The organism is Pseudomonas sp. CC6-YY-74 (assembly GCF_002025205.1).
Classification (GTDB): Bacteria; Pseudomonadota; Gammaproteobacteria; order Pseudomonadales; family Pseudomonadaceae; genus Aquipseudomonas; species Aquipseudomonas paeninsulae.
The window spans coordinates 3,995,619-4,009,383 of record NZ_CP019947.1 but is presented as its reverse complement, the minus strand read 5'-3'; the positions used below and the strand labels follow the sequence as shown (position 1 = coordinate 4,009,383).

Annotated in this window: 12 protein-coding genes; 5 read left to right on the top strand and 7 right to left on the bottom strand. The window is 63.0% G+C overall.

The window, feature by feature from the left end:
• Nucleotides 1-2 precede the first annotated feature (2 nt).
• From B2D37_RS18220 to B2D37_RS18210, 3 genes are all read left to right on the top strand, one after another.
• Nucleotides 3-1,250: a TolC family protein gene (locus B2D37_RS18220; RefSeq protein WP_079204024.1), complete on the top strand. Its 1,248-nt coding sequence runs from the start codon at nucleotides 3-5 to the stop codon at nucleotides 1,248-1,250.
• A complete protein-coding gene (locus tag B2D37_RS18215) occupies nucleotides 1,250-3,469 on the top strand; it encodes an ATP-binding cassette domain-containing protein (protein WP_154067117.1) in 2,220 nt (739 codons plus the stop codon). Before B2D37_RS18220 ends, B2D37_RS18215 begins: the two co-directional genes overlap by 1 nt.
• A 79-nt stretch (nucleotides 3,470-3,548) precedes the next feature.
• Nucleotides 3,549-4,676 (top strand): HlyD family efflux transporter periplasmic adaptor subunit, encoded by a 1,128-nt coding sequence (locus B2D37_RS18210; protein ID WP_218190336.1) that lies wholly within the window; start codon nucleotides 3,549-3,551, stop codon nucleotides 4,674-4,676.
• Nucleotides 4,677-4,767: 91 nt separating this feature from the next.
• On the opposite strand, the gene B2D37_RS18205 is transcribed toward B2D37_RS18210, so the two are convergent.
• Nucleotides 4,768-4,950, bottom strand: a complete 183-nt coding sequence (locus B2D37_RS18205; RefSeq protein WP_371915457.1) for a DUF411 domain-containing protein — start codon at nucleotides 4,948-4,950, stop codon at nucleotides 4,768-4,770.
• Between the two features lie 219 nt (nucleotides 4,951-5,169).
• Here B2D37_RS18205 and B2D37_RS18200 point away from each other — a divergent pair, with 219 nt between their 5' ends.
• The gene (locus B2D37_RS18200) at nucleotides 5,170-6,522 is read left to right on the top strand and encodes a sigma-54 dependent transcriptional regulator (protein ID WP_079204021.1); all 1,353 of its coding nucleotides are present in this window, start codon (nucleotides 5,170-5,172) and stop codon (nucleotides 6,520-6,522) included.
• 45 nt (nucleotides 6,523-6,567) lie between these two features.
• On the opposite strand, the gene B2D37_RS18195 is transcribed toward B2D37_RS18200, so the two are convergent.
• From B2D37_RS18195 to B2D37_RS18180, 4 genes are all read right to left on the bottom strand, one after another.
• On the bottom strand, nucleotides 6,568-6,870 hold the full coding sequence (locus B2D37_RS18195) for a P-II family nitrogen regulator (protein ID WP_079204020.1): 303 nt from the start codon (nucleotides 6,868-6,870) through the stop codon (nucleotides 6,568-6,570).
• A 1-nt stretch (nucleotide 6,871) separates the two neighbouring features.
• Nucleotides 6,872-7,813, bottom strand: a complete 942-nt coding sequence (locus B2D37_RS18190; protein ID WP_079204019.1) for a sodium-dependent bicarbonate transport family permease — start codon at nucleotides 7,811-7,813, stop codon at nucleotides 6,872-6,874.
• Between the two features lie 122 nt (nucleotides 7,814-7,935).
• Complete coding sequence (gene oadA, locus B2D37_RS18185) at nucleotides 7,936-9,756, bottom strand: sodium-extruding oxaloacetate decarboxylase subunit alpha (protein WP_079204018.1); 1,821 nt, start codon at nucleotides 9,754-9,756, stop codon at nucleotides 7,936-7,938.
• Between the two features lie 69 nt (nucleotides 9,757-9,825).
• Nucleotides 9,826-11,241 (bottom strand): acetyl-CoA carboxylase biotin carboxylase subunit, encoded by a 1,416-nt coding sequence (locus tag B2D37_RS18180; RefSeq protein WP_079204017.1) that lies wholly within the window; start codon nucleotides 11,239-11,241, stop codon nucleotides 9,826-9,828.
• 190 nt (nucleotides 11,242-11,431) lie between these two features.
• Here B2D37_RS18180 and B2D37_RS18175 point away from each other — a divergent pair, with 190 nt between their 5' ends.
• The gene (locus B2D37_RS18175) at nucleotides 11,432-12,394 is read left to right on the top strand and encodes a LysR family transcriptional regulator (protein WP_079204016.1); all 963 of its coding nucleotides are present in this window, start codon (nucleotides 11,432-11,434) and stop codon (nucleotides 12,392-12,394) included.
• Here the strand turns inward: B2D37_RS18175 and B2D37_RS18170 are convergent.
• Nucleotides 12,336-12,560, bottom strand: coding sequence for a PA3496 family putative envelope integrity protein (locus tag B2D37_RS18170; RefSeq protein ID WP_079204015.1), 225 nt, complete (start codon nucleotides 12,558-12,560; stop codon nucleotides 12,336-12,338). The genes B2D37_RS18175 and B2D37_RS18170 overlap by 59 nt on opposite strands.
• 233 nt (nucleotides 12,561-12,793) lie before the next feature.
• The gene (hexR, locus tag B2D37_RS18165) at nucleotides 12,794-13,660 is read right to left on the bottom strand and encodes a transcriptional regulator HexR (RefSeq protein WP_079205031.1); all 867 of its coding nucleotides are present in this window, start codon (nucleotides 13,658-13,660) and stop codon (nucleotides 12,794-12,796) included.
• Nucleotides 13,661-13,765 lie beyond the last annotated feature (105 nt).

Sequence of the window (13,765 nt, the reverse complement as noted above, 5' to 3'; positions counted from 1 at the left end):
AGATGAGTCGATTATTAACCCTGTCACTGGTGTTGGTTGTAGCGCCCGGAACAGCTGCCCTGGCGGAGAGCCCGCTGGGGCTTGGCGCCGCACTGCGTGCCACGCTGAGCCTGAACCCAGCCGTCAGCGGCAAGCAAGCGGAGGTCAGTGCCAAGAACTTTACCAGTGACAGCGCCCGTGCCCAGCGCTACCCGACGCTGAGCGCGCAGCTGTCCGCTGAGGACGGCGCCAGCGCGCCGCCGAGTTCTGTGCGCATTCGGCAGCCCTTGTGGGCCTTTGGCCGAATCGACAGCAATATCGCCTACGCCGATGCCGATATATCGGTCGGCGAGGCCGATTTGATCCGGGTGAAGCGCCAGCTCATCGAGCAAACCGCCGTAGCCTACGCGCAGGTACTGGGTGCGCGGCAGCGGCAGCTGATCGCCACCGGCAACGTTGCCGGCCTGGACAAGTTGTACCAGCGTATTCAGCGTCGCCAGCTCGGTCAGGCAGCCTCGGCGGCGGATGTGCGGCTCGCCCGGGCGCGTCTAATTCAGGCCAACGCCCAGCAAGCGCGTTATGCAGCCGAGCTGGCAGTAAGCGAAACCGAGCTTCTGGCCTTGACCCAAATCGCGGTGCGGGTCGAACCCAGCCTGCCCTCTGCGATGACCTCTTTGCCGGACGGCGCCGAGCTGGAAACACTGGCCTTGGCGCACAGTGCCGACCTGCTGCTGAAGGCGCAGCAGGTCAGCCTGGCCGAAGCTGGGGTTAAGCGCGAAAACACCGCCGCCATGCCCACGCTGTATCTGCAGGCGGATCAATATTTCAATCAGCAGAACAATTTCAACAATAACGATGACACCCAGGTCGGTTTGGTGCTGGATGCCACGCTGGAAGGCCTGGGCTTCGCTGTTGTTGGTCGCAGCAAGGCGGCGCAAGCGCACTTGCAAGCAGCCGAGGACGATCAGCGTTCAACCCGCAACGAGATCATCCGCGCGGTGAAGAGCCTGTACAGCAACCGGCAATTGCAGCACAGCCTAATCCGCTCCCAGGCCGAGTCGGTGACGGAACTGACGGAGATCCTGGCCTCTTACCGACGCCAGTATGCGGCGGGCCTGAAATCCTGGCTGGATGTACTCAACATGCAGCGGGAGTGGAACGAGCAATTGATCCAACAAGCCCAGGCCGAGAACGAATGGCTGATCTACACGCTTAAGCTAGCCGCTCTGACCGGCGGGCTAGATGCCCTGGCTAGTGGGATAAAGAACTGATGATGAACTCAATCGACGACCCGATCCACCAGGCCACGCCCCCCCAGGAGGCTGATCAGGCCCGTGCTGCCGTGCCCCTACCCGCCATTCTGATTCACCAACTCCTCGAGCAGTTGGCGGTGCGTAGCGACCTGGCTGTAGTGCAGGCGGCTTGCACCAAGGCCGCTGAAATCTTGCCGGCGGCCGTGCAACCGGCCGACCAAGCCCGCTACATTTTTACCCAGGCCCAACTAAAAGGTGTACAGCCGATCCAGCTCGGCTGGCGCCGCTTCGACCAGCGTCGGCTACCGGCTCTGGTGCTACACGACCGTCGCTGGTACCGCGCCGAACGGGCCAGCTCGGAGGCGATCAGGCTAACCGATGCCGCCGGCGGTCAACAGCAAGTCGCTGAAGACACTCTGCAGAACGCTCTGGTGTTGTGGCTGCGGGGCCCTGCGCAGCGCTCAAGATCTTTGCCCTCGCCGCTTAAGGGCAACCTCGCCGCACGCCTGGTCTGGCGCGAATTATTTCGTGAGCCTGGCTGGGTCGCCAAGGTACTGACCGCTACCCTGCTGATTAACCTGTTGGCTATCTCCACGTCACTGTTTGCCATGCAGGTTTATGACCGGGTCGTGCCGACGTTGGCCTATGCCACGCTCACCACCTTGGCTACCGGCATGGCGCTGATCGTCGTGTTTGACTGGGGGTTAAAGACCCTGCGTGCGCGGATTCTCGATAGTGTGTCGATTGCAGTCGATAAACGTGTTTCACAGCAGGTCTTCGATCACCTGCTTCACCTGCGTCTGGATAAACAGCCCAAGAGCCTTGGCACCCTGGCCGCGCAGATCGGCGGCCTGGACTCGGTGCGCCAGTTCATTTCCTCCAGCGTGGTGTTCGGCCTCATCGACCTGCCGTTCGCTCTAGTCTTCATCGGCTTCATCGGCATCATCGGTGGCCAGGTTGCCTGGGTCTATGCGTTGCTGCTGCCGCTGGCCTTGCTGCTGGGCTTGACCACGCAGATGCGCCTGCGCGATCTGCTGCACAAACAGCTGCTGCGCAGCAACGAACGCCAAGGCGTACTGGTGGATGCCATCCGCAGTGCCGAGTCGATTCGCGCAAACAATGCAGGCTGGCGCTTCTCGGCGGAGTGGCAGACGATTACCGCCTCTATTGACGGTTACAACATCCAGCAAAAAGCGATCAGCAGCTTCTCGTCAGTGAGCACCGGCAGCCTGTCCACGCTGGCGTATGTCGCTGCCGTGGTGGTGGGGGTCTGGCAGATTGAGGCCGGGCTGCTGACCATGGGCGGCATGATTGCCTGCAGCATTCTGGGTGGTCGGGTCATTGCGCCTATCGCGCAGAGCGTGCAGTACCTGACGCAATGGCAAAACGTTAAGCAGTCGCTGCACATGGTCGACCAAGTGTTGGCCCTTGAGCTTGAGCGGCGCCCGGGCCAGTACTTGCTGTTGCCCGATGCGCTCCCGACGGCCATTGAGCTGGAGAGAGTTCGTTTCGCTTACCCTGAGTCGCCGGTGCAGCAGATCAATGTCGACGGGCTTACGATCCGCTCCGGCGAGCGTGTGCTGCTGGTCGGCCCGGTTGGTTGTGGCAAGTCGACCCTGCTCAAGGTAATGGCGGGCCTGTATCGCCCGCATGAAGGGCGAGTGCGCCTGGGCGATGCCGACCTGTGGGAAATCGATCCGCAGGTGGTTGCCAGCCAACTGGGCTATTTTCCGCAGTCCCCGCATTTGTTCAAGGGGACGCTGCGCAGCAACCTGGCGCTGTCTGGCAGCGCTGGAGACTCGCGCCTACTTAAAATAACCCGCGAGCTGGGCGTCGATGCTATTGCCGCCAGCAGTCCGCTGGGCATGGATTTGCTGATCAGCGAAGGCGGTGAGGGACTGTCTGGCGGTCAGCGGCAATTGGTTGCCCTGGCTCGCGTGGTAATCACCCAGCCCCGCATCTGGTTGCTCGACGAACCGACGGCCTCGCTCGATGCTGCGAGCGAGTCGCGGGTATGGAAAGTGCTCGAAGAGAACATCGGACCGGAGGATATCTTGATCGTCGCGACCCATCGGCCGATGCAGGCCATGACTCTGGCCACTCGGGTGATTGTGATGCAACAGGGTGAGGTGGTGAAGGACGGCAAACCGCAAACAATAATGCCGCAACTACTGGCGCAAAGGGTCGCTGCTGGTCAGCCGCGCGGGAACGCGAGAGGTACTTTAGATGTGGTCTAACCATGATGGCCATGAAGACGGCGGCGCTGAGCAGGCTCGAGTCGAACGTCTGGAAAATTTCCACCGGCGTAGCCATGGGGTGTTGCTGAGCTTTCTGCTGCTGGGTTTTGTGGCCTTCGTGGGCTGGGCCATGGTCTTTCGCATCGACGAAGTCGCCGGGGCGAGCGGGGAGGTCATTGCCAGCAGTCGCGTACAGGTCATACAGGCGGTCGACGGCGGGGTGTTGGCGCAGCTGAATGTCAAGGAAGGCGATCGGGTCAGGCCAGGGCAAATCCTCGCGCGCCTCGACCCTACCCGCGTCGGCGCAACGGTGGGCGAAGTTGGGGCACGCTTGTTTGCTCTGAAGGCCAAGGTTATCCGCCTCAGGGCAGAAGTGACCGGTAGCGCGCACCTGGTGTTTCCAAATGAAATGAATAACCGACTCCAGGAGTTGATCGATGTTGAGCGGGCGCTTTTCAGGCAGCGCCGTATCGGCATCCAGGCGGAAGTGCGTACTCTTCAAGTGGCCGTTGACCTGGCGATGAAAGAACAGCAGATACTCAATCAACTGCTGAAGTCAGGGGATGTCAGTGCCACAGAGTTGTTGCACGCCAAGCGTGCTGCAAACGAGGCCGAGGCCCGACTGATTAACCGGAAAAACAAGTTCCTGGAAGATGCGCGTATCGATCTGGCCAAAGCAGAGGATGAAATCGCCCAGAATGCCCAGGTGTTGACCCGACACGTGCAGGAGCAGGACGACAGTGTATTCACGGCGCAGGTCTCAGGCATCGTCAAAAATGTTCGGGTAACCACCGTTGGCGGCGTCTTGAGGGCCGGCGAGGAGATCATGCAGATCGTGCCGATCGACGACGAGCTGTTCATCGAAGCCAAGGTCAGCCCGGCAGACATCGGCAAGGTCCGCCCAGGCCTTGAGAGCAATATCCGTTTTGACCCGTTTGACTACACCATCTATGGCGGCGTACAGGGAAAGGTGATCTACGTCAGTGCCGACACCCTGAAAGAAGAAACTTCGCGCGGTGAGGAAATTTATTACCGCGTGCATGTTTCGCCTATTACCAGCCCAGTGACCACAACTACCGGCAAGGTGCTGGAGATATTGCCCGGTATGACCGCGCAGGTGGATATTCGTACCGGCGACCGAACCTTGATGGACTACTTGCTTAAACCCCTGAGGAAAACCCTGGCTGAAGGGCTCAATGAGCGCTAAGACCACGGGCTTCTGCCCGGTCGTGCATGCGCAATGACTGGGCACTGGTTGGCGGTATCTTCGGTTAACACCTGTTCGGTGTCAGCGTGGGTCAACCCGATGACCTGATAGGTCTGTTACCTGCCGCAGGCTTGCATGTCATGGCGCCGGCCGGCATACCTGGCACTGAGATGCTGAGCAGATCGGAGTGCTGGCACAGTTCTGGAATCTGCGCTGCTGGCACATGGCCCTCGACGAACTTGCCGTCGAACACCAAGGTGTGGCAGCCAGCCAGGGACGGATCAGTGCTTCGCGCCCCAGATCGGGCACCTGGCTATCCCTCGAGCGCATCTAAGATGGAACGATCGCGGGCCATGCTCGCGGCGATCAGGGTCTGTATTGTTCTGCTCATATCAGTTTCTCAGACCACATGCGGATAGCGGCGACCAAGCCTCGTCATCCACCCTACAAACTAACCAGGCGTTACACTGCCGCCGTCGAGAAAGGAGGTGCTATGAGCGGTCAGGTAATAGTGGTCGATGACGAGCCGGCGATCCGCGAGGCGGTGCAGCAGTGGCTGGAGCTCTCGGGTTTTCGCGTGCAGAGCTGCGCCAGTGCGGCGCAGGCCCTGGCGCTGATCGACCGCGACTTCCCCGGAATCGTCATCAGCGATGTGCGCATGCCCGGCACCGATGGTTTGCAACTGCTGGACAAGTTGCTGGAGCTGGATCGCGACCTGCCGGTGATCCTGGTCACCGGCCACGGCGATGTGCCCATGGCGGTGCAAGCCCTGCGCCAGGGCGCGTACGACTTTATCGAGAAGCCCTTCACCCCCGAGCGCCTGCTCGACAGCGTGCACCGCGCCCTGGACAAGCGCCGGCTGGTCTGCGAGAACCGCCAGCTGCGCCAGCAGTTCGCCCTCAAGGACCATATCGAGGCGCAGTTGCTCGGCGTCTCACGACCGATGGAGAGCCTGCGCCGGCAGATCCTCGAGCTGGCCGGCACCTCGGTGAATATCCTGATTCGCGGCGACACCGGCAGCGGCAAGGAACGGGTCGCCCGCTGCCTGCATGATTTCAGTTCGCGGGCCGGCAAGCCCTTCGTCGCCCTCAACTGTGCGGCGATCCCGGAGCAGTTGTTCGAGAGTGAGCTGTTCGGCCACGAAAGCGGCGCCTTCACCGGTGCCCAGGGCAAGCGCATCGGTCGTATCGAACATGCCGACGGCGGCACCCTGTTCCTCGACGAAGTGGAAAGCCTGCCGCTGGCCCAGCAGGTCAAACTGCTGCGGGTACTGCAGGAGAAAACCCTGGAGCGGCTCGGTTCCAACCGCAGTATCCAGGTCGATCTGCGGGTGATCAGCGCGGTCAAGCCGGACCTGCTCGATGAAGTGCGTGGCGGGCGTTTCCGCGAGGATCTGTACTACCGGCTGAACGTTGCCAGCCTGCGCATTCCGCCGCTGCGCGAGCGGCGCGAGGACATTCCCCTGCTGTTCGAGCACTTCGCCAGCCAGGCCGCCCAGCGTCACGGCCGCGAGCTAGCGCCACTGTCGCCGGCCGACTTGAGCCGGTTGCTCGGTCACGACTGGCCGGGCAATGTGCGCGAGCTGATCAATGCCGCCGAGCGTCAGGCCCTGGGTCTGAGCACCCCGGTTGAAGACGCTGGCGAGTTGCCGGCGCAGTCGCTGGCCGAGCAGATGGAAACCTTCGAGGCGCAATGCCTGCACCGTGCCTTGCAGCACTGCCAGGGCAATATCGCCGAGGTCATGGCGCTGTTGCAGCTGCCGCGGCGTACCCTCAACGAGAAGATGCAGCGCCATGGCCTGCTGCGCAGCAGTTATCGCCCGGCGGGCAGTGGCGACGAGGACTAGGGGCGTTATGTGCGCTGCGGCAAGCGCAGCGCACTCCGGCCCGCCTCAGAATTTCTGCGGGCGCAGCACCTCCACCTGGGCCAGGTAGCAGACCATGGCGAAGTTGGCGTAGTACTGGTCCTGCAGGTGGGTGGCGAGGCGTTCGGCGATGTCCTGGGTGCAGATAATTTCCACCCGGATATTGCCCTCGGTGTCCCAACCGGCGCTGCGCACCCCACGCGCGCCACGGCCACGGGCGTCGGAGATGGTCCAGCCCGGCGCGCCGAGCTGTTGCAGGTCGGCCAGCAGTTTCTTCTCCAGCGCGGCTTCGCAGATCACGGTGAGCAGGGTGCGGGTATGTGCGCTCATCTCAGAGTCCCCAGGCGATCAGTTGTTCGGCCAGCGCCAGGTACAGCGGAATGCCGATCAGGATATTAAAGGGAAAGGTAATCCCCAGTGAGGCGGTCAGTGACAGCGACGGATTGGCCTCGGGCAAGGCCAGACGCATGGCCGCCGGTACGGCGATATAGGAGGCGCTAGCCGCCAGGGTCGCGAGCACGGCGGTGCCGCCCAGCGACAGACCCATCAGGCGCGCCAGCAAGGCACCGACCAGGGCGCCGAGCAACGGCATCAGCAGGGCAAAGCCAAGCAGACGCAGACCGAACTGCTTCAACGCACCGAGCTGACCCGAGGCGATCAGGCCCATCTCCAGCAGGAAGAACGCCAGCACCGGTTTGAACATGCTGGTGTACAGCGGCTCCAACGGCTTGATCGCCTCCTTGCCGGCCACCGCGCCGATGATCAGGCCGCCGAGTAGCAGCATGATGCTCTTGCCGAGGAAGATTTCCCGGCCCAACTCGCGCCAGTCGGTGTCGCGGGCCAAGCCTTTGGCCAGCAGGATGCCGACCAGGATCGCCGGGATCTCCAGGATCGCCACGAACAGCGGCATGTAGCTCTCGAACTCGATGCCCCGGGCCAGCATGAACGCCACCACCACGGCGAAGGTACCGGCGCTCACCGAGCCATAGTGCGCCGCCACCGCCGCCGCATTGACCCGGTCGAAACTCAGGGCGCGCAGCACCGCAAAGGCCAGCACCGGCAACGCCACGCCCAGGCCCAGCACCAGCGCCGCCTGGACGAGCAACTGCAGGCTGGCCTGCTCCGCCAACTCCACGCCGCCATGCAAGCCGATGGCCAGCAGCAGGACGATGGACAGGGTTTCATAGAGCGCCGGCGGTAGCTTCAGCTCGCTTTTCAGCAGGCCGGCACACAGACCGAAGAGAAAAAACAGCACCACCGGGTCAAGCCCCATTACCGCCTCCAACACCCATGACAGCCCGGCGTTCAGTTAAAAAAAGGGAGCCTTGCGGCCCCCCGAGGTAAACAGTTGCGGCGTCCTGAGCCCATCAGGGGATGGGCTTCAGTGACCCGACTTTACTCGATCTCGATCAGCACTTCGCCCGGATTGACCCGGTCGCCCTTGGCCACATGCACCGCTTTGACCGTACCGGCGATCGGCGCCTGCACTTCGGTCTCCATTTTCATCGCCTCGCTGATCAACACCGCCTGGCCGGCTTTCACCGTGTCGCCTTCCTTGACCAGCACATCGACGATATTGCCCGGCATGCTGGTGCTGACGTCGCCCGGCGCACTGGCCTGCTTGCGCTTGCCGCCGGTCCCCGCGACGAAGTCGTTGAGCGGCTCGAACACCACTTCTTCCGGCATGCCGTCGATGGACAGGTAGAAGTGGCGTTTGCCCTCGCCCTTGACGCCGACACCGGTGATGTCGACCCGGTAGCTTTCGCCGTGCACGTCGATGACGAACTCGGTCGGCACCCCGGCGCCCCCGGCAGCGGCCACGCTACCGCCCTCGGGAATCGGCAGCAGTACTTCCGGGGTCAGGCTGCCGGCCTCACGTTCCTCGAGGAACTTGCGGCCGATGTCCGGGAACATGGCATAGGTCAGCACGTCCTCTTCGGACTTGGCCAGGGCGCCGATTTCGCCGCGCAGCTTACTCATTTCCGGCTTGAGCAAATCGGCTGGACGCACGTCGATCACGTCTTCGTTGCCGATCGCCTGCTTGCGCAGTTGCTCGTTGATCTTGCCCGGCGCCAGGCCGTAGCGGCCCTGCAGATAGAGTTTTACCTCGTTGGTGATGGTCTTGTAGCGCTCGCCAGCCAGCACGTTGAACACCGCCTGGGTGCCGACGATCTGTGAAGTCGGGGTCACCAGCGGCGGAAAACCGAGGTCTTCGCGGACCCGCGGAATCTCCGCGAAGACCTCGTTGATCCGGCTCAACGCGCCCTGTTCCTTGAGCTGGTTGGCCAGGTTGGACATCATCCCGCCCGGCACCTGGTTGACCTGCACGCGGGTATCCACCGCGGTGAACTCGCTCTCGAACTGGTGGTACTTCTTGCGCACGGCATAGAAGTACAGGCCGATCTCCTGGATCAGCGCCAGGTCCAGGCCGGTGTCGTATTCACTGCCCTTGAGCGCGGCGACCATCGACTCGGTGCCCGGGTGGCTGGTGCCCCAGGCGAAGCTGGAGATGGCCGTGTCGATATGCTCGGCACCCGCCTCGATGGCCTTGAGCTGGCACATCGCACCCATGCCCGAGGTGTCATGGCTGTGGATGAACACCGGCAGGTCGACCTCGGCCTTCAGCGCCTGGACCAGCTCGAAAGTGGCATAAGGGGTGAGCAGGCCGGCCATGTCCTTGAGCGCCACCGAGTCGATGCCCATGTCCTGCATGGCTTTGGCCTGGGCGACAAAGGCCTCGACCGTGTGCACCGGGCTGGTGGTGTAGGCGATGGTGCCCTGGGCATGCTTGCCGGCGGCCTTCACCGCGGCGATGGACACGCGCAGGTTACGCACGTCGTTCATGGCGTCGAAGATGCGGAACACATCGATGCCGTTGGCCGCCGCCTTGGCGACGAAGGCCTTGACCACGTCGTCGCTATAGTGGCGATAGCCGAGCAGGTTCTGCCCGCGCAGAAGCATCTGCAGGCGGGTATTGGGTAGCGCCTTGCGCAGTTCGCGCAAACGCGTCCAGGGGTCTTCCTTGAGGAAGCGCACACAGGCGTCGAAGGTCGCGCCGCCCCAAACCTCCAGCGACCAATAACCAACCTGGTCGAGCTTGTCGCAGATCGGCAGCATGTCGTCCAGGCGCATGCGCGTGGCCAGCAGCGACTGGTGCGCGTCACGCAGGATGGTGTCGGTGACGGCGATGCGTTTCGGCTGATCGGTCTTGCTCATCTCTGTTCTCCTGACGCCCGGATAGGATCCGTGGCTGCAACTGCCGGACTGGGTCCGAGCGACGATTCGTTAGAGCCCGGCGTGGGCGGCGATGGCGGCGGCGATGGCCAGCGCCAGCTCTTCGGGCTTGCGCTTGATCGAGTACTGGGTCAGTTCCGGGTGGCTTTCGACGAAGCTGGTGTTGAACTGGCCGCTACGAAATTCCGGGTTGCGCAGAATCTCCTGATAATAGGCCGCGGTGGTCTTCACCCCCTGCAGGCGCATGTCGTCCAGGGCACGCAGGCCGCGATCCATCGCCTCTTCCCAGGTCAGCGCCCAGACCACCAACTTCAAACACATCGAATCGTAGTAGGGCGGGATGGTGTAGCCGGTGTAGATCGCCGTGTCGGTACGCACTCCGGGGCCGCCGGGAGCGTAGTAGCGGGTGATCTTGCCGAAGGACGGCAGGAAGTTGTTCTTCGGGTCCTCGGCGTTGATGCGGAACTGCAGGGCGAACCCGCGGTGGATGATGTCCTCCTGCTTGACCGACAGCGGCAGGCCGGAGGCGATGCGGATCTGCTCGCGAACGATATCGATGCCGGTGATTTCTTCGGTGATGGTGTGCTCCACCTGCACCCGGGTGTTCATCTCCATGAAGTACACCTCGCCCTCGGCGAGCAAGAACTCCACGGTACCGGCGTTCTCATAACCCACCGCCTTGGCCGCGCGCACCGACAGGTCGCCGATATAGGCGCGCTGCTCGGGGGTCAGCTGCGGACTGGGGGCAATCTCGATGAGCTTCTGGTTACGCCGCTGGATCGAGCAGTCGCGCTCGAACAGGTGCACCACGTTGCCGAAGCTGTCGCCGAGAATTTGCGCCTCGATGTGCTTGGGATTGACGATGCATTTTTCCAGGAACACTTCCGCCGAGCCGAAGGCCTTGGTCGCTTCGGAAATCACCCGCGGAAACGCCTGCTCCAGTTCTTCGCGCGAGTTGCAGCGGCGAATACCACGGCCGCCGCCGCCGGAGGTGGCCTTGAGCATCACCGGGTAACCGATGCGCTCGCCTTCGACCAGGGCCTCGGTAATGTCGGCGACGTTGCCCTCGGTGCCGGGGGTGACCGGCACGCCGGCCTTGATCATGCTGCGCCGCGCTTCGGTCTTGTCGCCCATGCGGCGAATCACCTCGGCGGACGGGCCGATGAACTTGATCCCGCGCTCGGCACAGATATCTGCCAGCTCGGCATTCTCGGAAAGAAAACCGTAACCGGGATGCAGGGCATCGCAGCCAGTTTCCACCGCCAGATTGACCAGCTTGCGCGGGTTCAGGTAACCGGCCAGGGGATCGGCACCAATGCCATGGGCCTCGTCGGCACGCTTGACGTGCAGCGCCATACGGTCGGCGTCGGAATAGACGGCCACCGAGCGAATGCCCATTTCGGCGCAGGCGCGCACGATACGGACGGCGATCTCGCCGCGGTTGGCAATCAGGATTTTCTTGATCACGCGTGCTTCCTCGACCCAGTGGACAGACAGGTAATCGCTAGTGGCTAGTCGCGACCACCCATGCACCCTACGCCTGCGCGTTGAATAATCGAAATCAATAATAATTTGCTTGGCTATAAGTCATAGCTTATACACTCGGCCGAAAGCCCCGCCGCAAGGCCCACCCGCAGTTAGCCGAACGAGGTATCCCGTGCGCAAGTCCTTGATGCGCATCACCCTGCGCCAACTTCAGGTGTTCCGCGCGGTGTGCCAACAGCGCTCCTACAGCCGCGCCGCCGAAGACATGTCGCTGACCCAGCCGGCGGTCAGCCTGCAAATCCGTCAGTTGGAAGAGCTGCTCGGCCAACCGCTGTTCGATTACGTCGGCAAGAAGCTCTACCTGACCGACGCCGCCGAGGCCCTGCAACTGGCCAGCGCGGATATTTTCGGCCGCCTGGAAAGCCTCGACATGCAGCTGGGCGACCTGCACGGCTCCCTGCAGGGGCAGTTGAGCCTGGCCGTCGAGTCCAGCGCCAAATACTTCACGCCGCACCTGTTCGCCGCTTTCCGTCGCCAATACCCGGAAGTCAGTTTGCAGCTGGTGGTGACCAATCACGCCCAGGCACTCAAGCGCCTGAGCGCCAACCGCGATGACTTGCTGATCATGTCGCAGGTGCCGACGGACCTGAATCTGGAGTTTCTGCCCTTCCTCAATAACCCGATCGTCGCGGTGGCGCCGGCGCCGCACCCGCTATGCCGGCAGGGCGCACTGACCTTGCAAGACCTCACCGCCTGGCCGCTGCTGGTGCGCGAACGGGGCTCGGGCACCCGTCAGGCCGGCGAGGAATTTTGCCACCAGAAACGCGCGCACTTCGCCCAGACCCTGGAGGTCGGTTCGACCGAGAGCCAGCTCGAAGGGGTGCTCGCCGGCCTCGGCCTGGCGCTGCTGCCACGCCACGCCGTGCGCCGCGAACTGGCGTGCGGCGCATTGCGCGAATTGCCGGTGGCGGAGCTGCCATTGCTGCGCAGCTGGTGCCTGGTGCATCCGCGCGGCAAATACCTGTCGCCGGTGGCCCAGGCGTTTTTCGCCTTCGTGCGCGATCAGCGCAGCCAGATCAACGCCCTGGCTGAGCGCTTCGCCGAGCCGGCGCCTGAGCGGCTGCCAGGTAGTTAGCGGCGACCAGCTCCGGGTAATCGGCCAATTGCTCCTGCAACTGCCGGTGTTCGGCGTAGCTTTCGATGGCGCGGCGGTATTCCATACGGCGCTGGTCGAGCAGCTTGCGCCGGCTTTTCGCATCAGTGTTGACGTGTGACTGCGCTTCATTCGAATAACGAGGCATCTCAGGTCTCCCAGGCTGAACAACGGGAATGACAGGATCGGCCTGGGATGTGACGCTTTGCGGGCAAGGCGATGAAGATGCGATGAACCTGAGACGTTGTCGTCCGTGTCTGGACTCTGCCGTTGCGCTGCCGGTTTCGCGGATTGCGCCAAGGCTTGTCCGACTACGACAGCTGGGCAGGGAGGATGCTGCAGAACGTGCCCATTGATCGAGGGGGCAGGGCTCTGGGTTCGCTAGTCCTCGTGCGGCTTCACCGACTTGGGCGACAGGCGCAGGCTGCGCAAGCTGCGTTTGACGCTCTTCAGGTGGTTGACCAGGCTCGGCCCGCGTGACATGGCCACGCCCATGGCCAGCACATCGATCACCACCAGGTGGGCGATGCGCGAGGTCAGTGGGGTATAGATCTCGGTGTCTTCCTGCACGTCGATGGCCAGGTTGATCGTGGCCAGGTCGGCCAGCGGGGTCTGGCTCGGACACAGGGTGATCAGGGTCGCGCCGGATTCACGCACCAGGTTGGCGGTGATCAGCAGGTCCTTGGAGCGGCCGGACTGGGAGATGCAGATGGCCACATCGGTGGGCTTCAGGGTCACCGCCGACATCGCCTGCATGTGCGGGTCGGAGTAGGCGGCAGCAGTCAGCAGCAGGCGGAAGAACTTGTGCTGGGCATCCGCCGCCACCGCACCGGAGGCGCCGAAACCATAGAACTCCACGCGCTGGGCCTGAGCACAGGCGGCAATGGCACGCTGCAAGGCCTGCGGGTCGAGATTCTCGCGCACCTCGATCAGGGTGTGCAGGGTGGTGTCGAAGATCTTCAGGCTGAAGTCGGCGACCGAGTCGTCTTCATGGATCGCAAACTGGCCGAAGCTGGCGCCAGCGGCCAGGCTCTGCGCCAGTTTCAGCTTCAAGTCCTGGAAACCGCTGCAGCCGATGGCCCGGCAGAAGCGCACGATGGTTGGCTCGCTGATGCCGACGCTGTGGGCCAGGTCGGCCATGGAACTGTGCATCACCGCGGCCGGGTCGAGCAGCACATGGTCGGCCACCTTGAGTTCCGACTTGCGTAACAGATGGCGCGACTGGGCGATGTGCTGCAACAAATTCACGGGCATGGGCTCGGGCTGAAAGATGACGAATACGTTGTGCCATCTTCAGCCGAGAGACGACTCGGTTATGATCGGGGCACGCCGTGGGTGTAGTGACTTTGTAGT

Bases quoted from the DNA above. Each gene is read 5' to 3' on its own strand.
- B2D37_RS18220 (WP_079204024.1), top strand. From the start codon at position 3: ATGAGTCGATTATTAACCCTGTCACTGGTGTTGGTTGTAGCGCCCGGA.
- B2D37_RS18215 (WP_154067117.1), top strand. From the start codon at position 1,250: ATGATGAACTCAATCGACGACCCGATCCACCAGGCCACGCCCCCCCAG.
- B2D37_RS18200 (WP_079204021.1), top strand. From the start codon at position 5,170: ATGAGCGGTCAGGTAATAGTGGTCGATGACGAGCCGGCGATCCGCGAG.
- B2D37_RS18195 (WP_079204020.1), bottom strand. From the start codon at position 6,870: ATGAGCGCACATACCCGCACCCTGCTCACCGTGATCTGCGAAGCCGCG.
- B2D37_RS18190 (WP_079204019.1), bottom strand. From the start codon at position 7,813: ATGGGGCTTGACCCGGTGGTGCTGTTTTTTCTCTTCGGTCTGTGTGCC.
- oadA (WP_079204018.1), bottom strand. From the start codon at position 9,756: ATGAGCAAGACCGATCAGCCGAAACGCATCGCCGTCACCGACACCATC.
- B2D37_RS18170 (WP_079204015.1), bottom strand. From the start codon at position 12,560: ATGCCTCGTTATTCGAATGAAGCGCAGTCACACGTCAACACTGATGCG.